Source organism: Amycolatopsis speibonae (assembly GCF_042647925.1).
GTDB lineage: Bacteria > Actinomycetota > Actinomycetes > Mycobacteriales > Pseudonocardiaceae > Amycolatopsis > Amycolatopsis speibonae.
Window position 1 is genome coordinate 58350 of record NZ_JBHRWK010000044.1, and the last position, 21266, is coordinate 79615.

At 70.4% G+C, this 21266-nt stretch carries 14 protein-coding genes; 6 read left to right on the top strand and 8 right to left on the bottom strand.

Going from position 1 to position 21266, the window contains the following annotated elements:
- Nucleotides 1-15 precede the first annotated feature (15 nt).
- Complete coding sequence (locus ACFOSH_RS26445; RefSeq protein WP_378241758.1) at nt 16-201, top strand: hypothetical protein; 186 nt, start codon at nt 16-18, stop codon at nt 199-201.
- A gap of 378 nt (nt 202-579) precedes the next feature.
- Here the strand turns inward: ACFOSH_RS26445 and ACFOSH_RS26450 are convergent, their stop codons facing one another.
- From ACFOSH_RS26450 to ACFOSH_RS26460, 3 genes are read right to left on the bottom strand one after another with little or no spacing between them, the layout of a single operon-like run.
- On the bottom strand, nt 580-1242 hold the full coding sequence (locus ACFOSH_RS26450; RefSeq protein ID WP_378241759.1) for a winged helix-turn-helix domain-containing protein: 663 nt from the start codon (nt 1240-1242) through the stop codon (nt 580-582).
- 9 nt (nt 1243-1251) lie between these two features.
- On the bottom strand, nt 1252-2901 hold the full coding sequence (locus tag ACFOSH_RS26455) for a right-handed parallel beta-helix repeat-containing protein (protein WP_378241760.1): 1650 nt from the start codon (nt 2899-2901) through the stop codon (nt 1252-1254).
- On the bottom strand, nt 2901-3554 hold the full coding sequence (locus ACFOSH_RS26460) for a helix-turn-helix transcriptional regulator (protein WP_378241761.1): 654 nt from the start codon (nt 3552-3554) through the stop codon (nt 2901-2903). The genes ACFOSH_RS26455 and ACFOSH_RS26460 overlap by 1 nt, the downstream gene beginning before the upstream one ends.
- A gap of 158 nt (nt 3555-3712) precedes the next feature.
- Between ACFOSH_RS26460 and ACFOSH_RS26465 the strand changes: the two genes are divergently transcribed.
- Genes ACFOSH_RS26465 through ACFOSH_RS26480 form a run of 4 tightly spaced genes read left to right on the top strand, consistent with a single transcriptional unit; the run spans nt 3713 to nt 6961 of the window.
- The gene (locus ACFOSH_RS26465) at nt 3713-4378 is read left to right on the top strand and encodes a response regulator transcription factor (RefSeq protein ID WP_378241762.1); all 666 of its coding nucleotides are present in this window, start codon (nt 3713-3715) and stop codon (nt 4376-4378) included.
- Nucleotides 4375-5628: a sensor histidine kinase gene (locus ACFOSH_RS26470; RefSeq protein ID WP_378241763.1), complete on the top strand. Its 1254-nt coding sequence runs from the start codon at nt 4375-4377 to the stop codon at nt 5626-5628. The genes ACFOSH_RS26465 and ACFOSH_RS26470 overlap by 4 nt, the downstream gene beginning before the upstream one ends.
- A 17-nt stretch (nt 5629-5645) precedes the next feature.
- Nucleotides 5646-6002, top strand: a complete 357-nt coding sequence (locus tag ACFOSH_RS26475; RefSeq protein WP_378241764.1) for a hypothetical protein — start codon at nt 5646-5648, stop codon at nt 6000-6002.
- Complete coding sequence (locus tag ACFOSH_RS26480; RefSeq protein ID WP_378241765.1) at nt 5987-6961, top strand: DUF6177 family protein; 975 nt, start codon at nt 5987-5989, stop codon at nt 6959-6961. Before ACFOSH_RS26475 ends, ACFOSH_RS26480 begins: the two co-directional genes overlap by 16 nt.
- Here ACFOSH_RS26480 and ACFOSH_RS26485 read toward each other — a convergent pair.
- Genes ACFOSH_RS26485 through ACFOSH_RS26500 form a run of 4 tightly spaced genes read right to left on the bottom strand, consistent with a single transcriptional unit; the run spans nt 6952 to nt 19474 of the window.
- The gene (locus tag ACFOSH_RS26485) at nt 6952-9141 is read right to left on the bottom strand and encodes a YrhB domain-containing protein (RefSeq protein WP_378241766.1); all 2190 of its coding nucleotides are present in this window, start codon (nt 9139-9141) and stop codon (nt 6952-6954) included. The genes ACFOSH_RS26480 and ACFOSH_RS26485 overlap by 10 nt on opposite strands.
- Before the next feature lie 2 nt (nt 9142-9143).
- Nucleotides 9144-18758 (bottom strand): WXG100-like domain-containing protein, encoded by a 9615-nt coding sequence (locus ACFOSH_RS26490; RefSeq protein WP_378241767.1) that lies wholly within the window; start codon nt 18756-18758, stop codon nt 9144-9146.
- A 15-nt stretch (nt 18759-18773) separates the two neighbouring features.
- Nucleotides 18774-19100, bottom strand: coding sequence for a hypothetical protein (locus tag ACFOSH_RS26495; protein ID WP_378241768.1), 327 nt, complete (start codon nt 19098-19100; stop codon nt 18774-18776).
- Nucleotides 19097-19474 (bottom strand): YbaB/EbfC family nucleoid-associated protein, encoded by a 378-nt coding sequence (locus tag ACFOSH_RS26500; RefSeq protein ID WP_378241769.1) that lies wholly within the window; start codon nt 19472-19474, stop codon nt 19097-19099. The genes ACFOSH_RS26495 and ACFOSH_RS26500 overlap by 4 nt, the downstream gene beginning before the upstream one ends.
- A 118-nt stretch (nt 19475-19592) precedes the next feature.
- Between ACFOSH_RS26500 and mycP the strand changes: the two genes are divergently transcribed.
- Entirely contained in the window at nt 19593-20879 is a 1287-nt protein-coding gene (gene mycP / locus ACFOSH_RS26505) for a type VII secretion-associated serine protease mycosin (RefSeq protein WP_378241770.1), read from the top strand.
- A gap of 68 nt (nt 20880-20947) precedes the next feature.
- Here mycP and ACFOSH_RS26510 read toward each other — a convergent pair whose 3' ends face one another.
- A complete protein-coding gene (locus ACFOSH_RS26510) occupies nt 20948-21262 on the bottom strand; it encodes a hypothetical protein (RefSeq protein ID WP_378241771.1) in 315 nt (104 codons plus the stop codon).
- Between the last annotated feature and the right edge of the window lie 4 nt (nt 21263-21266).

Here is a 21266-nt window from a genome sequence, read left to right on the forward strand (position 1 = left end):
CTCTATCCGCCGGTGGTGGGCACTTTCGCCGACGGGCGAGGCGACTTCTACGGCGACGACACCCACGACGGGCGGCCGATCAAGACGCACTTCATCTGGTCGGAGATCACCGCGACGTCGGCGCGGTGGGAGCAGGAGTTCTCGGCTGATGGCGGGAAGACCTGGGAATCGAACTGGGTGATGGAGTTCAGCCGGGTCTGAGGGTTCGGCTGAGGCCCGGAATAGCGTGGGTCCAGGTGGTCGTGAGTGGCGATTCGGGTTCTCTTGAGGAGCAGGACAACCGTGTCGGGCTGGTGATGGGGACTTTCGCCGCGTCGGATTCGGGGAAGGTTCCCTTCGCGTCACCCCGCTGGGTTCCGGTGGTCCCAGACCTGCGCTACCCGACTGTCCTGAAGGGGTCCTTCAGGACGTTGAACGTCTTCAAGGGGGCCTTCACGACACCGAGCCCACCGACCCCGGAATGCCTCCAATGAAGCGCTTGCCCTTCCCTCAAAACCCCACTTGCCACTCACGACTGTTGCCGCTGTGACTCCCGTGACCCCAGTGACACCTGATGCGCTCTCGCCGAAACGCGTCCCGCTAAAGGGGCGCCATGCGGTAGCCCGACCCTCGCACGGTGTGGATCAGCGGCGGATCCTTCAGCTTCCGCCGCAGCCGCGCGATGACGACGTCGAGCACGTTCGACGCCGGGTCCGCCATCTCGTCCCACGCGTACCGGATCAGCTCCCGCCGCGAGACCGGCCGTCCGGTCGCGGCCATCAGCCGTTCCATCACGAGGTATTCCTTGCGGGTCACGGTGAGCAGCACGCCCGCCCGCGAGATCTGGTGCCTGCCGGTGTCGAGTTCGACGTCGGCGCATCGCAGGATCACCGCCTGCCCGGCCATGTCGCGGCGGCACAGGCTGCGCACCCTGGCGATCAGTTCCGGCATGGCGAACGGCTTGACCAGGTAGTCGCCGCCGCCGACGCGCAGCCCGTCGATCCGGTCGGCGACACTGTCGCGCGCGGTCAGGAACAGCACCGGCAGCGGCCATCCCGCGCCGCGCCGGTTCCGCACGTACAGCAACGCGTCGCCCGAGGGCAGCATCCGGTCGAACACCGCGCAGTCGTAGGCGTTCACCATCAGCGCCTCGTCGGCGCCGGGCAGGTCGGCGGCGGTGTCCACCGCGAAACCGTCGCCGCGCAGGGCGAATTCCAGCGCCACCCGCAAGTTTTCGTCGTCTTCGGTCACCAGCACCCGCACACTGGCACGTTATCGTGCGATGGCCGCCTCCACGTCGGCCACGTGCAACCCGCGCAGTTCTTCGAGCGCGGGCATCCGGCCCATCAGCCGCAAGCGCTGGGACTGAGCCGTGCGCGCCTTCTCGAACAGCAGCCGCGCGTCCCGCGCGTTGCCGAAGTTGACGTCCCCGGAAACGCGCCGGAAGTGGTCGGTGAGCACCGGGGCGGCGCCGGGGTCGAGTTCGTAGTCCCCGGCGGCCGCCATCCGCCCGAAGATGGCGAGCAGTTCGGCGGGGTTGTAGTTCTCGAACTCGATCGTCTTGCCGAAACGGGACGCGAGACCGGGGTTGGCGGCGAGGAAGTCGACCATCTCGTCGGTGTACCCGGCCACGATCACCGCCACCTCGTCGCGATGGTCCTCCATCAACGGGACCAGGGTGTCGATCGCCTCCTGACCGAAGTCGCCGCCGGAACCGGCGAGCCGGGTGAGCGTGTACGCCTCGTCGATGAACAGGACGCCGCCTTTGGCCTCCTCGAACACGGTCGCGGTCTTCTCCGCGGTGTGCCCGATGTACTGCCCGACGAGATCGCGGCGGGACACCTCGCGGAACTCGCCGATCGGCAGGACTCCCAGAGCCTTCAGCAGTTTTCCGTAGATCCGCGCGACCGTCGTCTTGCCGGTCCCCGGCGCGCCCGCGAAGATCAGATGGTGCCCGGCGGCGCCGACCGGCAGCCCGGCCCGGCGGCGCCATTCGTTGACCTGCAACTCGTCGACCAGCGCACGGACCTCTTCCTTGACCTCGGGAAGGCCGATCATCGCGTCGAGTTCGGCGAGCATCTCGTCCAGGGCGCTGTCGCCGGCGGTGCCGGGATCCGCGGCTTCGCTGACCTTCGGCGTCGCTCCTTCGGCGATCGCGATCCCCGGTTCCGCGGTGTTGGTGACCCGGCAGGCGGAGATCTCACCACCGCAGCCGGACGCGAACGCGATCCCCGGTCCGCGTGTGTCGGTGACCGTGCAGCGCTCGATCACCGGCACCCCGTGGTGCGCCACGGCGATCCCCTCGTGACCGGTGCGCGAGATCACGCAGTTCTCGATGCTCGGCCGGGCGTACTGATAGACGTAGACGCCGCGCAGCCCGCACCCGGTCACCGTGCAGCCGGTCACGACCGGATCGGCGCCCTGGCCGAGGGTGATCCCGTCCCCCGTCACGTCTTCCACGGTGGTGTTCTCGATCCTGCCGGGCGAACCGTCGACGAGGATCCCCTGCTCCGCCGCCGAAATCACGGAGCCGGTCACGGTGAACGCCGTCAGGCCGCGGATCGCGATCGCCGGGCCGCGCCCACCGGAGACGGTGCAGCGCCGGACGGTCAGTTCCGTGTCGTCGGCGTGGATCGCGGAAGCGTCACCCGCCAGGATCTCGATCCCTTCGAGGACGAGCGTTCCGCCGGTGGTGCGGAAAACGGGCCTGTCGGCGCCCCTGCCGTCGACGACGACGGTGGCGCCGTCGGCCGCGGCCAGGGTCACCCGCAGGCCGGTCAGTTCGGCGGTTTCCGCGTATTCGCCACCTTCGATGGTGATGACGGCGTTGTCGGAAGCCTCCGCCAAGGCGTCGCCGATGGTCGGATACGCGCCGGGCCGTCGCGCCACCAGCAGGACACGACCGGGGGTCGAGGTGGTCATCAGCCCGCCTTCGCCATCAGCCAGCCGCGGTCGACGGCCTTGGCGCCGGCCTGGAACCGGCTGCGGGCGCCGAGCCGGTTCATGATGTCGGCGACCATCCGGCGCACCGTACGCACCGAGATGCCGAGCCGCGCGGCGGCGGATTCGTCGGTCGTGCCGGAGAAGAGCAGCGTCAGCAGCTCCTGCTCGCGGCAGCTCAGGATCGAAGCGTTCTCAGGCTCCTGGAGGTCCAGCGGGACGAGCGGGGCGGCGGCCTGCCAGATGCGCTCGAACAGCCCGACCGTCGCGGTGACCACACCGGGCAGCCGGAACACCGCGGAACCGGCCTGCCTGCCGTCCGCGGGGAGGACGACCGAGGTCCGGTCGATCACCAGCGCGTCCATCGGGACCTCGGCGTCGGTCCGCACCTCGGCCCCGGCTCGCGAAATCCGGTTGAGCGCGCCGGACATCCGCGCGGAGTCGGGGAAGAGCACCTTGTGGCGTACGCCGGGGCGCACGTTCGCGAGCGCGATCCGCTGGAACGCGGTGTCCGTTCCCGTGCTCATGACGAGCACCTCGCCGGTCGCTTCCGCGAGCAACTCGCCGAGCCCCGCCCGGTCGCTGCCCGGGCCCGCTCCCGTGACCAGGCTGAGCTGGCCGGTCTGCACGGTCATCGCAGGTACCTCCCTCTTCCCCCGGCGCGGTGCCGAACGACGTCCTGTTCATGCCAGTTCCCCGCCTTCCGGGCGGCGATGGCCACCTGAGGCGTTAGCGTTCAGGGGCACCGCGGAACTGCATGCGTCTACTTTCGCTGTCCGAACATGAGGTTTTGATGACACGGGTGATGGTCGTCGAAGACGACGGGAATCTGCGCCTCGCGCTGGTCACACAGCTGCGCTCGGCGGGTTTCGCCGTCGACGACGCGGGAGACATCGCGACCGCCGACAGGTTGCTGCGCGGTACGCACCACGACTGCGTGGTGTTCGACCGGATGCTGCCGGACGGCGACGCCATCTCCTACGTCCACATGCGACGGCAGCTGGGCTGGCGGGCGCCGGTGCTGTTCCTCACCGCCCGCGACGGGCTCGCCGACCGGGTGGCCGGCTTCGAACACGGCGGCGACGACTATCTCGTGAAACCGTTCGTGATGGCCGAACTGACCGAGCGGGTGGCGAACCTGTGCCGCCGGTCCGCGTTCGACCGGCCCTCGGTGCTGCACCACGAGGATCTGGTGATGGACTGCGCGCGGCGCGAAGTGCGCCGGGCGGGCGTGCTGCTGACCTTGACCAACAAGGAGTACGCGGTGCTCGAATACCTGCTGACCAGGGCCGGGCTGCCGGTGCAGCGGGCGGATCTGATCGAGCACTGCTGGGACGCGCAGGCCGATCCGATGTCCAATGTGGTCGACGTGGTGGTGAAGCGGTTGCGCCGCAAGTTGAAGGAACCCGAACTGATCCACGCCGTCCGCGGGCTCGGCTACCGGCTGGGCACCCGATGAACACCCAGTCCTCGGCCGATCGGCTGCGCAGACTGCGCTGGACGCTGACCGCGTTGTTCACCGTGATGAACACCCTCGGGCTGGTCGTGTTCGCGTGGCTGCTCATCAGCGCGGACAGCGACCAGGGCGAAGATCGGATCGACGCCGAGCTGAGCAAGGTCACGGCGTCGGTCAGCAGGCTGGTCGCCTTCGACGGCACCATCGACCTCGGCTTGGTCAACACCGACGTGCTGAACGACCGCTGCCCTCAGTTCGCGATCCTGCCCGGGAGCGCACCCGCTTTCCCAGCACACCTCTCGCGGGCGATCTGTGTCCCGATGAGCGAACAGTTGCTGAACGGCCTCGCCACCGAAGCGGTGCGAGGCGGCAAGCTGGTGCAGGGTCACCAAAAGGGCACCGACGGCGCGATGGTCAAGGTCCGCGCGGAACCGTTGCGCGACGGCGACGGCAAGGTGTTCGCGGCCGTCGTCGCGGTGCTGCCCACCGCGACCGAAGACGACGCGCACACCCGGTTCACGCTGCTGGTGATCGGCGGCACCGTGCTGCTGGTAGCGGTACTGGGCTTCGCGGGCCACCTCCTGTCCGGCCGCTCGATCCGGCCCGCGGCCGCGGCCTTGCAGCAACAGGAAGTCCTGCTCGCCGAAACCGCGCACGACCTCCGCACCCCTGTCGCGGCCCTGCGCGCGCTCGCCGAAACCGCGATGGCCAACCCCGCCCAGTCGGCGGAACTCCTGCCGCGGACCGTCCGCCTCGCCGCGAGAATGGGCGGGATCATCGACGACCTGCTCGTCCGCGCCCGGCTCGCCGCCGGCGTGGAACAACTGAACATCCAGCCGATCTGGCTCGACCAGCTGGTGGTGGGCGTGGTCGAGGACACCGCGACCGAAGGCGCCGAAGTCACCGTCACCGCCGCTCCCACGAAGATCGACGCCGACCCCACGCTGCTGCAACGGGCGATCGGCAACCTCCTCGACAACGCCATGCGCTACGGCCGCCAGCCGGGCGCGAAGGCGTTCGTGCACCTGACCGTCGCCGGCGGCACCGTGACCGTCGCGGACCACGGCCCCGGTATCGACACCACGATGGCGGGCGAGGCCTTCGACAGGTTCGCCAGCACCGGCGGGTCTTCCGGGCTCGGGCTGTCCATCGTGCGGTGGGTCGCCCAGTCGCACGGCGGCACGCTGGCGGTCTACAACGCGGACGAGGGCGGCGCGATCTTCGAACTGCGGTTCCCGGTCAGTACTTCCTGAGTGAAGGAGTGACGAACGTGACCTTCGACATCATCGGCCTGTGCCGCGACGAACCCGGCGCGGAGGCGACCATCGAGGCGCTGCTGGTGGCGGGCCCGGAGCTGTTGGTGGCGGAGCACGCGGACAGCGGGGTCACGCGACTGCACCATCCCGACGGACGGCCGCTGGTGGTCATTGAGGACATCCGGCTCGTCCGGGTCGCCGGTGAAGCACACCGCCTGCTCGGCCTCGACGCCGAGACCGAAGTCCCGCATCCGGTGTGGTGGGTGGAAAGCCGCGCGCCGGATGACGATCCGGAAGCGGAAACCGTCGCCAGGACCTTCATCGGAGCGCTTCTCGAAAGGACCGGAGGACTGTCGTGGTCGAACCGCTGACCGACACCCCCGCCGCCGACATCGAGACGGCGGAGGCCATCGTCGTCGAACAGTTCCGGTCCGTCGTCTCCGCTTCTCCCAGGCTCCTCGGCGCCGCACGGGCAGCGGCCGCGAGTGGCCGGCTCCTCCAGGTGGTCACCTCCGAACACAGCTGTCTGACGTATCCCCTTGAACTGCTGCTCGGCGAGGGCAGGTGCGAATGGGTGATCCGGGATTCCCGGGGCGGCCACCGCGACGGGACGCGTGGATTCCCCTTGCACTGGAACGGATCCCGCTTCGCTCACGAACCGGATGCCACGGCGGCGGCACCGGTGGGACCGGTACCCGGCTCGGGCGCGTTGGAGGTGCGGATCACCACCCTGCACGGCGACGGCGCGGCGCTCCGGCTCGGCAAGGCGGTCGAAACCGTGACATCGGCGCTCGGCGGCGGCGAACCGGCGGGCTGGGGCGCGGCCGAACCGGTCACCGAGCCGTGGTCTGCCGCCACGCTCACGAAACTCTGCCGTGACCGGCTGCCCGCGCGGGCGGAAGTGATCGTGACCGGTCCCGGCGTGGTGGGGCGGTTGCGTGCACGGAAGGTGGGAGCCGGGGTGCTGGAGGAGGTCGAGCTCAGTGGTCCTCCCGCGGGAACGGTGCCGCGGGAAGCCGTCGAGGCGCTCGCCGCCGAAGCCGCGGGTTTCGCCCGGATGATGGTGGTCGCCGCTCATCCCGGCAGGCCGGACGGCCTGCGGGTCAGCGGTCCGACCCCGCCCGCGCTGCCCTACGGTGTCCTCATCGGACACGAGATGGTCGCCAGGAACGGTGTCCCGCACGCCGAACGGACGCCGGCCGCGAGGGTGGCGATCCTCGACGACGTCGGCCATCAGGCCGCGTGGTGCAGGCTTGACGGCGGACAGCGCCTTCCGTACGAACAGCTGGCCGCCATCCTGCACCACTACGGGATGCCGGATCAGGGCTGAGACGACGGCCAGAGCCGCGGATACCGCCTTGCCCACTCGGCGGCGAAGCGCTCGTCTTCGGCCGGGGACCGGGCCGAGAAGTGCCAGAACGCGTCACCGGCTACGGTTTCCAGCAGGCCGGACGATCCCTGTCCGCCGAGCCAGTCCTGGGGCAGGCCGGGGATCCCGGCCCGTGCCCCCACGACCGCGCCGGCGATCGCCCCGGTGATCGCACTGCGCCCGGAGTGGTTGACGGCGGCCCGCATCGCCCGGCGAGGATCGAAGAACCGCCGCGACACCGCGAGCATGGCCCGGCCCAGCGCGTCGACGGCCGTGCGGCCGGTGCCGAAACCGTCCAGTTCCTCGGGATCGGGGCGGATCTGTTCGGCCTGCGCGCGCACCGCGGCGGCGAGTGCGGCCACCGCCGGGCCACGCGCGCCTTCGCGCTCGGACACCCGTCGGCAGACGACCTGCGGCGGCGGCGCGTCGGCGTGGAACAGCGCGGTGAACAGTTCGGCCAGCACACCGGCGGCCTCGGCGGTGGGACCGTCGGCACCGGCGCCCGTCGCGAGCAGCCTGCCGACCTGCGCGGCGGTCGCGGCGTCGGACGCGGGGCCGCCGCCACAGAGTGCCGCCACCATTCCCAGCACCAGAAAGGTGACGTCGTCCCCGGCGAGAGGCGGCTCCGTCGGGCCGTCACGGAGTTCCGGGACACGGGAGAGCCATCCTGCCGGGATGTCCGGCCCCGGCCGCGAGAACAGCGCACCGAGCGCCATCAGCCCGCCGGGGGCCGCACCGCCGAACCGCGCGGGCAAGGCACGCAGCAGCCCTTCGGTCTGGAAGAGCAGCCGCCGGGTCAGCGGGCCGGGCCGTCCGGCGGAAACAGGTTCGGCGATCCCTTCCTCGCCGAACCTCGTCTTGATCTCGGACCAGGACGCCGAGTCCACGGCGGAGCCCAACGCCTCCCCCGCGGCGAACCCCGCGAACGCGCCCGCGACGCGGTGCCAGGCGAACCGGTCTCCGGAGGTGTCCTGGCGAAAGAACTTGCCGGAGGACGACACGTGGGGCCGGACCCGGCCCGCGGCGTCGTATCCGGCCACGAGACCGTTCTCGCCGAGGTCTTCCGGCCAGGACTGGCCCGCGAGGTCGTCGTCCGGGGAGTCGATCCCGCCGGATCCCACCCCGTTGCGCTGTTCCCACGCCCGGCCGAGCACGAACCGCTGACAGTCCTCGACGGACAGTTCGAATCCGGCCGCCCTGGCCTTGCCTGCCGCGTCACGGAGCCCGGCGGAGGGGTCGATCCCCTCCGTTCCCGCACGGAGCTGTTCGATCATGGACACCACCGGTGCCGAGTATTCGGCGGGGACCTCCACGATTCGGCTGACAGCGCGGAGGAACGGCCACCGCGCTCGCGCCCAGGTGAGTTCCTCGACGGTGACGGAGTCCGAAGGGAACGAACCGGGGTTGACGGCCAGACCGGCACCGGGGAACTCGGCGGCGAACGACCTCACGTCCATCCGCACCCATTTCGCCGTCCCCACCGGGAGTCGCCTGCTGGAACTGAACACCGTCAAGATCCGCGGATTCTCCTGCCACAGCGAGGGAATCGGTCGTTCCGTCCGCGGGTCGACCGGGATGTGGACGGCCGCGGTGAGCAGACCGGCGAGATACCGTTCACGGCTGAAACGCTGTACTTCCAGGCAGCCGAGCAGGTGCTCGAGCGGGGTCTCCATGGCCGGATGTCCCAGCCGCTCGGGGCCGGGACGGTAGCCGGGATTGACCCGGATCTCCCCCGTCGGCCCGCCCGCCGGATCGAACTTCCGCCAGCCCAGCACGGCACTCGACGGCACACCGAGATAGGCCACCCCGCCCCGCGCGAACTCGGGTTCCAGGATCTCCCGCCAGTCCTCTTGTCCGGCGAAGGCGACCGGCACACTCGGCCCGAGACCGTCCGGACCGGGATCCGGACGGCGCAGTTCTCCGTTCGCCCGCACGAGCAGCACCGGCCTCGGCACGAGCGAGGCGAGCCGGTCCCCGCCGTCCAGCGCGCGAATCGTGTTGTACGGAACCAGCCACCCGTCCGGAACCTCACGCACCCGCTCGTGCTCGACCCTGACCGCGTGTTCCCCTCTCGTCAGATCCGCGGGCGTGCCGAAGCGCAGCCACGCCTGTGCCTTCGCGATCGCTTCGCCAGCCTGCACGGTCAGTCCTCCGTTTGCGTGTTCTTGGTGACCACGACTTCGAGTTTGGCGAAGTCGTCCTCGACCCGGACTCCCTGTTTCGGGTACCAGGCCCGCATCGCGACATTGGTGCCATGCCATTTGGGCTTGATGTCGGTCCAGAATTCGACTCCCCTGCGGCCTTCCGGCAATGGGCCGCGATAGGCCTGCACCACCGGCGCACTGTCCCCGTAGACAGGGGCCCTGCCCCAGATCTCGCGGGAGTCGGCTTGCATTCTCGCCACCCCGGCGTTCTGGCTCGTGCTTTCCAGCCGGTGGAACGGGCCGTATCGGGCCGGGGCACCCGGTGGCGCCGGATCCGCGTCCGCGACCACCTCGAAATCCGAGATCCCGTCGTATTTGAGGACGAGGTCCGCTCCGGCTTCGAGAAACCCGCCCGCCGGTTTCCCGTCCATCGCACCGACGTGGAGATAGACCACCTTGCCGCCGGATGGCACGGCCCCGCGGTCGAAGGGGCGCGAGTCCGGCGTGACGGCACCTCTGGCGAAGATCCGGACCTCGGTCCCGTCGGCCAGCCGCCCGTGGAGATCGAGCCCCGCGACGATCTCCACCACCTTCTCGATGGTCAGACCCGGCAGGCCCAACGCGGCCAGCCGCCGGGAGCCCAGTCCGCTCAAGCCCTTCGCCGCGCTGTCGAACGGCACGTCGGTGAACGGCAGGAGAGCGAGGGCGACCGGCCGCTCGGGCAGCTTCAGCAACCAGCCTGTCTGCGGGTCGAGGAACACGACCCCGTAAGGCCGCCGGACCACCAGCGCGACGTGCTCGCGCGCGAGCCCGTCTTGTCCGGTGTGGACGATGTCGATGACCGCCATCGCGCCGGCCGGGCGGGAGTTCATCGCGGCGATGACACTGTCGTAGCTCACACCGTGACCGGTTTCCCACACACCTCCGAGACGGTCGGAGATGTACGCCAGTGCGGCGGTTTCCTCCGGCCGGACCGGCCCGGCCGTCACGTCTTCGCCACGCAAGCGCAGGACGAAGGCGACCACGGCCTTGGTGCAGTTCGTCAGGTAGCCGTGCCGCTCCGCGTCGGCCGAGTGGGCGAGCGGATTGGTCTTGGGCAGTTCGGGGAACTCCTCCGCGATAAGCCGTTCCGCGTCCGCCCTTCGCACGGAACCATCGTGGATCGACGGCGAGGAGGTGAGCGGCGTCGGCTTGGCAAGGTTCGAAAAGTCGCCCGTCGCGGCCGGTTCCGCGGTGCGGTTCCGCCACTTCGGCAGCCAGTTCCCAGCGCCCTGGGGCACCGTTCCCCATCCGGTGCCGGCGGTCCAGTCCGGCGTGTTCACCATCGGCGGCGGACGACGGGGCGCGGCGGGCTCTCCCGCGGTGGTGGTGCTCTTGCCGGGACCGGACGGCCAGTCCGGGGCGGGTTCCTGGGTCTCCTTCGCCCAGTCAGCCGAACTCAGCCGCTGATAACGCACGATGGCGTTGTTCAGCTCCGCGTTCCCCACCCAGACCGGTTCTCCGTTGCCGGTCCGGCGATAGTGCTCCAGCAGCGTGACCACCCGGTCGGCGAACCGGGCCAGTTCCGCGACGGCCAGCCGCCGCTCACCGAGTGTCTCGTAGTCGCCCCAGCTCTTCCGCGTGTCGAGCCGGGCGGCTTCCGCCGTGATGGACCGTCGCGCTTCGAGGAGTCCGGCCTCGTAGGCGGTTGCCCAGTCCAGGTCCGGCCACAGGTACTCGGCGATCTCGAGCGGTTCCAGGTACCGGAGGGGCGCGGGCGGCTTTTCCGGCGGCTTGGCCGCCATGAACGCGGCGACCTGCCGCATGGCGTCGAACGCCTTCGGGGCCAGCCCGAGCATCGCGGGCCGCTCGGCCCGTCGTGCCTCCGCGGCGATCGCCTCCGCGGACATGGTCACCTGGGCGGTGGCGAACCGCTCCGCCTCCGCCTGCTCCGCCGCCCGCTTGTCCGCCTTCTGCTGATTGGTCGCGGCGATGTTCTTGTCGCTCGCTTCGAGTTCGGCCTTCCGGTGCCACCATTTGCGCCAGCCGATCGCGGGCCCGGCGAACGCGGCCGCGAGGGCGGCGACCGCGAGGGTCGGACTCGCTCCGGACAGCTCGACGGCAGCGACGGTGGCCGCGGCGCCGGTCGCCGAAACCCTCGTGTAGGCCTTCATGAAGTCCGCTCTCGAAGCGAATCCTGGGCGGACCGCGACTTCGTCCGATGTGGACACCGCCTCCGCCTCCTGAGGGCGCGGTGGCTTCGGCGACCCGAAGAGAATCGCCGCGTCACGCAACCGCCCCCAGAAGCCAGGCCTGTGCCCGACCGCCGCCTCGGCCCGCTTCAGGAACTCCTCACGTTCCTTGGCCACCTGCGGATTCGCGAGATAGCGCACTTGCCGCTCGTCGAAGGTCCGCCTGGCGACGGTGAACTCCAGTTCGCTCTGATCGAGCGTGTTCAGCTGCCAGACCGCGATGAACAGGGTGGCGAGGCTGCGTCCGGCACCGTAGGCGAACATGGATTCGAAGAGGGTCAGATGCCGGGCGAGGAACGCGCTCTGGTCGAGAGTCCCCGCGGCGGTGCCCCGGAAGGTCCGCCTGACGATCTCGCTGAAGTAGGGCAGGATGTCCGGGCTGTTGGCCGCTTTGCCGAGCTCGAGCGGCTTGGGCTCGCGGTGCGCGAGACTGAGGCTCTTCGGTTTCGGGCCGGGATCAAGACCGAGACGCTTCGCCAGGTCCACATAGACCTGGCCGTCGTAGGTGGCCAGCAGGTGGTCCAGTTCCCTGGCGTTGTCATCGATCTTCCTGAGCTCTTCTCCCTTCTGGATCTGCGTTCGCCGCCGTTCGGCGAAAGGCTGCAGGAGCGCGGCGACCGCCGAGAGAGCGGCGATGCTGATCACGGACGTCGCCGTGAGCCCGAGGGGGATGCCCACGCCGATCCCGACACCCGCGCCGGTCAACGGCGGCAGGCCGAACCGGCGGAAGTGCTTTCCCAGGCTCTGGGCGAGATCGGGCCGCGGCCCCAGCCGTCCACGGCCCGCCTGTCGTCCGGAGGGCGCGGACGGCCCGTGGTGGGCGGGACCGCCGAGCTGGGCCAGCTGGGCACGTACCTGCTCGGCGGGCACGGCGCCGGCGTCGATCCGTCGCGCCGTGGCGTCGTACGTTCGTCCCTTGGCGACTTGTTCGTCCTTCGCGATCTCCCATTCCCGGGCCATCCGCGCGCCGATCAGTGCATTGACCAGGCCGAAAACCGCCCAGCCGACGCCACTGCCCACGGAGCCCAGGATCAGGAAGACGCCCGCCGAAATCCCCGACGGAAGGACACTCGTGTAGAGGCCGGTGGCCGCGTGGGTCTTCGTCGCGAGGTAGCCGTCCGTTTCCTTGGCGGGGAGATGCCGCTGGACGACCCACCTGACGGGGTCACCCGCCAGCGCAGCCATGCGGTAGTCGCTGCCGCCCTGGTTCGGGTCGAGACCGAGACGGCCCAGCAGGTCGACGATCGCCTTGCGCGCGCGGGCCCGCGCGAGTGGATTCAGCACGGTCCGCTGGAATTCCCGGTCCAGGACGACGACCTGCGCGAGATGTCCCCGGTCGGTGGGTGTCAGCTCCGGCCTGACGTCGAGGTTCCCCTCCGGGCTGAGGTATCCCGGGATGGCGGTTCCGCCGACGGCGAGATCGGCGGCGCCGGCGGCGAGGGCGTGCGCGAGCACGCTGGGGGCGGTGCCATGGGCGAGCCGTGCCGATACGACGATCCGGAGGACGTTCCTCGCGGGATCCCCCGCCGGGCCGCGTGCCGACACGGACCACAGTGCCGCCCGGTCCCCGAGCCAGTCGCCGACTTCGGCGACGACCGTGAACCGCTGATCTCCGGCACCGGCCACGACGGACGACCGGACGTACTCAGCGAACACCGTCAGCCCGGCGTCCTTGACGGCTTGGGAGAAGGCGCGCGCCAGCTCGCCTTCCAGTTCCGGCCGCCTTTGCCCGGCCACGGCGGTACCGCCGATTTCGATCGGCATCCAGCCGTTCCCGGCGGACGGAACCGGCTGGGCCAGGCGGGCTTTCGCCGCCTCGGCCGCCGCGCGGTCCAGCGACGACGCGAGATCTCGATGCTGTTCAGGGGTCAAGGACTCGAGGAGCTTGGGGATCCTCCGCGGCTTGGGGTGTTTGGTCGCGTTCGCCAGCTCCGCCGCGTGCGCGCCCAGCAAGCGGACGACGTCCGGATGTCCCGACGCGGCGGCCTTCGCCATCGCTGTCTGTCCGTCGGCGGAGAGGTTCTTCCACACCTTGGCCGGAACCTGCGTCGGCCTCGCCGGACGCGGTGGTTCGGGAGCCCTCGGCGTCGGCGTGCTGGCTGCTTTCGCCGAAGAGGGCGGGCGCTCGGGGTGCGGCCACTGGCGCTGCGGATGCCTCAGCCGTTTACCACCCAGAGGCGCGAAGGGCGGCGGCAGCTCCGCGTCGGCCGGCCCCGCCGCGAAGAACCGCTCCCGTCCTCCGGAGTCCCACCGGATGGGAAGCGGCGCCATCGTCCGTTCGGCGACGAGTTCGACGTTCTGCAGGGGATCGAGGTGCAGCACCGCGTGGGCGCCGTGCGAGAGCACCAACTTCGCATAGGTGGCGTCGACCTTCGTCGCGAACATCACGAAGATCTTCGTTCCACCCGCGGTGTAGTCCGGGTGACCGCGCTGCTTCCGGATCTTGTCCGCGAGATCTTCCTCGTACCGGACGCTCCCGTAGTCCAGTTTGCTGCGCTTGACCTCGATCCACACCCGCGTACCGTCGGCGAGCTCGCCGAGGATGTCGATGTCGGACAGCTCTTCGCCGTTCGGCCGGTGGATCTTGTGGTCCAGGGCGATGATCTTCAGCCCCGGCAGGCCGAGCCGCTCCAACCGTTCCGGATCCGTGTACCGCAGGTCCGCGAGCCGGAGCGCGCTGCGGAGGGTGGCTTCGAAACCTCTGAGGTTTTCCGGGTTGCCACCCACCTCTTTCGCGTCGATCTTGCCTGCCGGATCCAGCCCGGTGAGTTTCTCGAAGGTGAGCTTCAGGTTGCGTTGGAGCTCCGCGTACAACTCGTCGACGTTGGTGACACCGTGCCTGCCCAGCCTGTCGATGAGCTGGTGCAGGACCAGCCACCTGTCGAGGATGGGACGGTTTTCGTGGAAGAAGAGCGTGCGTCCCATCTCGGCGGCGGACGTCGGCGTGACCTGTTCGGTGAAGAACCGCCGGAGGATGTCGAACCGGGCGGCGTCCAGGTCTTGGATCCGTTGGAGGGGAGCACCCCGCACCGAAGTCAGTTCCCCGAGCCGGTTGTTGAGCTCGGCCAGCGCGACCTGCAGACCGCGCGTCTCGAGCAGTTTCGCGAACGCTTGCTGCACGTCGGCGGGCATCGCGTGCCAGGCCGGAACGAATTTGGCGGGCAGGCCGTCCGGCGGCGGAACCCTGGCCAGCCATTCCGCCAGCGAGGCGGAGACTTCCCGGGAGAGTCCCTTCTCCTGTGCCAGCCAGGTCACGAAGTTCGTCAGTGCGTAGCGACCGGCCTTCGGTCCCACCGTCGGGGCGAGATCCGCGAGGGCGCGCTGTTCCCGGACGGTCAACGCCTCCCAGAGCGGGACCAGCTCGTCCGGCAGATCGGCCGGACGGACGGGAGCGGTGGGCCTCGCCGGATGCGGCTCCTGGCGCTGGGGATGCCGGGGCCGGACGTTGCGGGCGAAAAGCGGGTCCAGCAAGGGAAGTTCGTCCGGTATCCGGCGTTCCCTCCCCTGGTGCAGCACCGCGTCGAATCCGAGCGCGCGCAGGTTCCCGGCGATCCGCTCGATCGCCGCGGCGCTTCCGGCCGACGCCGGGGTGCCGAGAACGAAGTACCGCTTGACGGCGGCGGACGAGGGCGCGATCGACTTCGCCGCGCTGTCGACCAGGTTCGCGGCGTCCTTCTCGCTGGGCCCGGCGAGCCGCCCCACCGTCACCCACACCTCGGTTCCGTCGGCGAGCCGCGCCTTGACGTCGATGGTGCCGAGAAGCTCGCCTTCAGCGGAGAACACCGGTTCCCGGACGCCGTCGATCACCATCCCCCGCGGTCCCTGCACGGCCAGTTCCCAGGCGGCGACGAGTGCGGCTTGCACACTGTCTTTCAGGTTCCGCAGGAGTTCTTTGAGCCGTGGCAGATCCCCGATCGCTTCGAGCAGCTTCTCGATCTCCTCGCGGGGAAGGAATCCGGCCGCCCACATGAGCTGTTCGAGAAGTTCTTCGTGCTCCCGGACCGCCTCGCCGTAGGCGGTTATCGTGTCGGAGTTCAGCGAAATCGTGTAAGGGAACCAAAGACCCTCGGGGGAGCCGAGGATCTGGTACTCGGGCTTGGGCTTCTCGGTCGCGGGTCGCGGCCTGATGGGTTGGGCGTCGAGGATTCCCTCCAGGCGTTCGCGGAACGCCGCCCGCTGCGCGTCGGTCAGCGACGCGAGTCGAGCCGGGGCACCGGCTTTCCCCGTCAACTCCGTCAAGACGCGCTCCAGGACGAACGCGATGTTCACCCCGGCGCCGACGAGCGCGTCGAGGAGGTCCCGTTCGGCTTCGGTCAGCACTTCCCGGATTTCGGGTGGGATCGCGCTCGGCTGGTCTTCCCCGGGGCCCACAGGGAGATCCGGCACGACGGGCTGGTGCCGGAGCGGGATCTCCTCCGGCCAGGCGGGCGCCGTGTGTTCGGGCACCGAAGACGGCAACGGAGCGACGACCGGTGAGCCGGGCCACGGCGGGTTCGCCGACGGCAGCACGGGAGACGTCTCGTCCGGGAGCGGGGGCACCTCGACAGGCGCGGGGTCGACCGGCCGGACGGTGACGTCGGGAGGATCGACGGGCGGCAAGATCTCCACGGGCGGACGCTCCGGCCCACCGGGTGTCAGCGGGGAAACCGGATCGGCCACGCGGTCCGGAAAGGCGGGAAGTTCCAGCGGCCACTCCGGTCCGCGCGGCGGTTCGGGGTACACCGGCCGGTCCGGGACCACGGGCGCCACCGGGATCGTCGTCCGGCCCGGCGGATTCCGCACCTCGCCGGGAGGACGCGGGAAGTCCACGGTCGCCGGGGTCGGGAAACCCACCACCGGCGCGGGCGGGGTCCCCACGTCCGGCCGTGGCGGGAAGCCCGTAAGAGGGCGGACCGGTTCGCCGATGGCCGGCAGCTTCGGATCGATCAGCCGGTGGGGTCCGTCCGCCTCACCCGAGCGCACCTTTTCCGGATCGGGCCGCACGGTCAGGGGTTCGGCCTCCGGCCGCGGCACGGGCTTGGGGACGCCCGAAATCACGTCGCCGATGGTGGCCCGTTCGGCGAGCTGAGCGGCGGCCGGGCTCGGCGAAGACCGGGTGGAGTGGACCGGCGCCGCGTGCTCGGCCCGCGCCGCGGGTGCCTGCGCCCGCGCGCCCGTGGGCGCCGGGTCGGGCAGCACCGCGGTCGCGGCACCGCCTCTCCTGGTTTCCGGCGACAGACCCGACCCGTCGTCGGTCCGTGCGTGACCGGAACCACCGGGGCCACTGGGCGGCGGCTCGTCCGGCGTCCTGTCCAGCGCCCCGGACGGCCCGGGTTCGCCGTCGCCTTTCCACTGCCCGCTCGCCCGCGCCTCCTCGATGCCCACATGCCCGGCCTCGCCCAGCTCCCCCCGCGCGAGGTCCTCCAGGCGGAGGACCTCCCGAGGGTTCGCGGGAGGTCCGTCGTCGCCGTGGCGCGGACCGTCGCCGTCACCGTGCTCCCCCGGCGGACGGCCTTCCTCGTGACTGCTGTGCTGGGGAGCGGTCCTGCCGTTGTCGCCTCCTCTCGGGGTGAGCGACTTCGCCGGTGGCTGCCCTTGTTTGCCTTGGTCACCAGGGCGTTCGGTGCTCGCCGGGGGCCGCTCCCGGTGCGCCGGATGCGCGACGGAGCTGTCCGAAGGCGGCGCAGAAGGGTTTTCGGCCTTTCCGGTGTTCGAAGTGGACGGTTCCACGCCGCGAGGCGCCTCGGACGGCGGGTCGCCCTTCCACTTCCCGCTCGCGTGGGCCTCGGCCGCACCGGCACGGCCTGCCTCTCCCAGCGTGCCGTGGGCCAGTTCGTGCAGGCCGACGGTGTCGAACACGTTCGTCGGCGGATGCCCGGCCTTCACCGGGGATTCCTGTCGCGGTGGCGGAGGAGGCTTGTCGCCCGGCCCGGCGGAGGCATGGTGCTCCGGGCGACCACCCGATCCGGGAGTCTCGGTGAGATCGGCGTTCCGGATGGGTTGACCGGCATGCGGCGACTCGGCCGCGAGTGACTGTTTCGGCGGGGTCGACGGCGGATCCGGAGTATGCGGCGGACGGCCACCGACGCCCGTGTCCGGATCGCGCGGGCCGTCCCCTCCGGTGTCGTGCGGCCGGGCTGCCGGGACGTCGGCGCTGGGACCACCGTGCCTCGCCAGGCTTTCCCCGACCGAACCCGGCAGCGGACCCAGCGGGTTCCGGATGACCCGCGCGGCGGTCTCCGCGCTGATCCCGCGGTCGCCCCTGATGACGCTCTGGACCTTCTCGAGCGCGTGGGGCGCGTTCCTGATGGCCAGCTCGGTGACCGTGGGGACCTTGACGAGCGCCTCGCCGCCCCGGCTGAGCCGCGCTCCGGTACCCGCCGCCAACTTGCCGACCCCCGAAAGTCCGGGGACCCGGCCGGCTGCGGCCCCCGCGCGTGAGATACCCGCCCCGGCGGCACGCGTGGCGGCTCCGACTCCGCGCATACCGATGAGGGCGGCGATGTTCACGGCCGTTCCACCGACGGCGTGCCAAGGGTCTTCGCTCCACTCGTCGTAGTGGATGAACTGCTTCCCGAAGTCGAGCAGCACCGTGCCGAGCTCGCCACGCTCTCCCCCTGGCAGACCGGTCGTGAGGTCCACCCACCCCAGGCCATGGGTGTACGCCTGTACGGCCGCGCCGAGTTTGGCCATCCCGCCCCACGCGAGCACCGCGTTCGACAAGCTCCAGCTGGAACCACCGAGGGGACTGTCCGCGTAGCCGATCAGGCCGCCCACCATCTTGGCCAGGTTCACCAGTCCGTCGTAGACGCCGCCTGCCAGTCCCGGGTTGGGGATCTTGGGCGTCGGGGCGGGCGCGCTGTCCGGATCGGTGATCAGCGCGGCCGCGGCCGTAACCAGTTCGGCGATGTTCTTCGCGATGGCCCTCGCGAAGAACCGCTGTGCCGCCTCACCACCGGGATTGAAAAAGGAGCCGCCGTCGTCCAGGTGGCTGTAGATGAAGCTGTGATAGGAGATCGTTTCCCGGATCTGGGTCTTGACGAAGTCGAGGATCTCCGCGTAACCGCCGTACGCTTTTCCCAGCCCTTCCATGGCGGGCGGAACCTCCTTGACACCGCCTTGGCCTTGCAGGGTGCCGTTGTTGACCCTGGTGATCCCGTCGTACAGCGCGTAGCCGTTGGGATCGGGCCAGGACGTGCGCAAGCCCTGCGCGACGAGGTCCGAGGAGCCGACGGCGGTTTTCAGCGCGGCCGCGCCGTCCTTCCACGCCGTGGCCATCGCGCGAGCGGCTGTTTCGCTGTCCGGCGGCCAGACGCTGTCCTTGGCGTAGCCGCCGTCGTTGAGGACGGCGTTCCACAGGTCGCCTCCCGGCTCGCGCACATCGCCGTCGCCGTCGCCGCTCATGGTCTCGGTGGTCCCTCAGGAAGACAGTGCGTCGGTCGCCGCGGCTTCGCCGTCGAGGTAGTACCCCACGGCCTTCTTCCCACCGTCCGCCGCACCCTGGTAGAAGCCGGGCATCTGGTCGACGATTTTGCTCACTTCGTTCGACGGCGTCTCGAGTACACCTTTCAGCGCGATGCCCATGGGACCACCGAAAAGCGCGCCCGGCGCCTTGATCCGGTCGTGGGCGCTCTTCCACGCGTTCGCGAGATTCGTGCTCGCGGTGCGCAGTTCGTCCAGCTTGCCCTGGGTTTCGACGGGATAGAGGTCGATGAATCCGTCGGCGTTCCGGTCGAGGCCCGTCATCGTGTGTCTCCGGCGACCTGCCGGTCGAGTTCGTGCAGGAACGGGTCGAGCCGCAGATCCGCCGTCTCGGCGGTGGCGTCCGAGGGGAGGTAGTCCGCGGCGATGACGACGCCCTCCTCCTTGGCCAGTACGGCCGCCCGCTGGAAGGTTTCGACGATGGCCCGCGCCAGCGCGGCCGAATCCGGGGTGCGGTAGATCCGGGGATCGAGCCAGAGATCGTGCACCTCTCCGGTGCCGCCGATGGTGATGCTGATCAGGTCGTCGTCGGATTCCGCGGTCACCCGGATTTCGGCAAGGCGCTTCTTCATCGCCCTGACGTCCTCGGCCATCCGCTCGTACTCGGCGTACATGCCGAGGCGCAAAGATGTGTCCACCGGCCCTCCTCGATCGTGTCCGGTCCAGTGTCACCGCGACGACCGGGCCCGGGGCCCGAGTGGCCTGTTTCTGCCACGAGTACGTGAACCGGTGTCCCGCGAGCGGAACATGACGGCGATGAGACGACTTCGGATGGCGGCTGCCGTCGCCGTGCTGGCCATGACGGTCCCTCAGGCGCTCGGTGGCGCGAGCGTGGCGAACGCGGCGCCGCCCGCCGGGGCCTGCCACGACGCCGCTCCCGCCCGCGCCCAGGTGCGCGCGCAACCCTGGGCGCAGCAGGTGCTCGCCCCCGAAAGAGCCTGGCCGCACGGCCGGGGGGCCGGTGTGCTGGTCGCGGTGGTCGATTCCGGGGTGGACGCCGACCATCCCCAACTGCGCAGACCGGGGAAAGTCCGCGAGGGACGGGATTTCTACCTCTCAGGAGGCCATCCCGGCGCTTTCGACTGCGTTTCGCACGGCACCGGGGTGGCGGGCATCATCGCCGCGGATCCTATGCCCGGCATCGGTTTTCGCGGGGTGGCCCCGGACGCGGAGATCCTGCCGGTCCGGGTCAGCGACCGCGATCTCGGTGACCAGGGAGAGCAACTGCGGATCGACCCGCAGGTCGTCGCCAACGGCGTTCGCTACGCCGCGGACCAGGGTGCGAAGGTGATCAACCTTTCGCTGGCCGGCTTCGACGACTTCGCCGTCATCCGGGACGCGGTCGCGTACGCGGTGGCCAGGGACGCGTTGGTGGTCGCCGCGGCGGGCAACGGCCAGCGGGACGCGACGATCGCCTTCCCGTCCTATCCGGCCTCCTACGACGGAGTGCTCGGCGTCGGCGCGGTGGACATCGACGGCGCCAGGATGACCGGGTCGCAGATCGGGTCCTATGTGGACCTGGTGGCGCCCGGTGCCAAAGTGCTGACCACGGCGAGAGTGGACGGCCACGCCTACGTCGACGGCACCAGCTTCGCCACCCCGTTCGTTTCGGGTACCGCGGCGCTGGTGCGCGCCGCCTGGCCCCGGCTGTCCGCCGCCGAGGTCGCCCGGCGGCTGATCGCCACGGCCGCCCCTTCGCGCGGTGGGAACGGAAGCGCGGCTTACGGTCACGGCCTGGTCGATCCCTACCGCGCCGTGACAGACGGTCTCGACACCCGTGGACCGGACGCGCTGCCCGCCCATGTCCCCCTTCCCCCGGATCAGGCGAGGCTGGACAGGATCGCGTCGGAAGAGAGCACCGCGGAAACGGCGAAATGGGGCACCGCCGCCGCGATCGCCGTGCTCACCCTGGTCGTTCTGCTGGCGCTGGTGGTGCCGCGCGGCAAACGCCGCCGCTGGCGAGCGGACCGGGCCGAGGCGGTACCCGTCGAACCGGCGACCGTCGAACCGCCGGAACAGGTCTTCCTCATCTCCGGCCGGTAGGCGGGTTCCCGTCCTGTGGGCATGACGAATGCCCGGCGCTTCCCGCGCCGGGCATCCGGTGTTCCCGGTTAGGCCATGCCCGCGTTGCCGAGGGCGTTGCACGCGCGGCCGAGTGCGTCCTGGCACTCGACCCCCGCCTTGCCCCAGCCCTGGCTCACCGCGCGGTGGCCGTCGGCGGTTTCGAGGTTCTGGTTGTGGCTCCGCTGGTTCACCTGCAGGTACTGCTGGCCGCTTTCGTCGTACCAGCCGTCAGTGGCGAGGGCACGCGCCCGCTGAAGCCGTTCGGCGGACGCGTTTTCGATGCTGTCACCACCGTCGCGATACGTCCGGCCGCCCGTTTCCCCACTGGCGAAGTCCCATTTGAAGTGACCGTCTCCCGACATTTTC

Excerpts from the sequence above, each read along its gene's own strand:
- ACFOSH_RS26455 (WP_378241760.1), bottom strand. The coding sequence starts at position 2,901 with ATGACCACCTCGACCCCCGGTCGTGTCCTGCTGGTGGCGCGACGGCCC.
- ACFOSH_RS26460 (WP_378241761.1), bottom strand. The coding sequence starts at position 3,554 with ATGACCGTGCAGACCGGCCAGCTCAGCCTGGTCACGGGAGCGGGCCCG.
- ACFOSH_RS26465 (WP_378241762.1), top strand. The coding sequence starts at position 3,713 with ATGACACGGGTGATGGTCGTCGAAGACGACGGGAATCTGCGCCTCGCG.
- ACFOSH_RS26470 (WP_378241763.1), top strand. The coding sequence starts at position 4,375 with ATGAACACCCAGTCCTCGGCCGATCGGCTGCGCAGACTGCGCTGGACG.
- ACFOSH_RS26490 (WP_378241767.1), bottom strand. The coding sequence starts at position 18,758 with ATGAGCGGCGACGGCGACGGCGATGTGCGCGAGCCGGGAGGCGACCTG.
- ACFOSH_RS26495 (WP_378241768.1), bottom strand. The coding sequence starts at position 19,100 with ATGACGGGCCTCGACCGGAACGCCGACGGATTCATCGACCTCTATCCC.
- mycP (WP_378241770.1), top strand. The coding sequence starts at position 19,593 with ATGAGACGACTTCGGATGGCGGCTGCCGTCGCCGTGCTGGCCATGACG.
- ACFOSH_RS26510 (WP_378241771.1), bottom strand. The coding sequence starts at position 21,262 with ATGTCGGGAGACGGTCACTTCAAATGGGACTTCGCCAGTGGGGAAACG.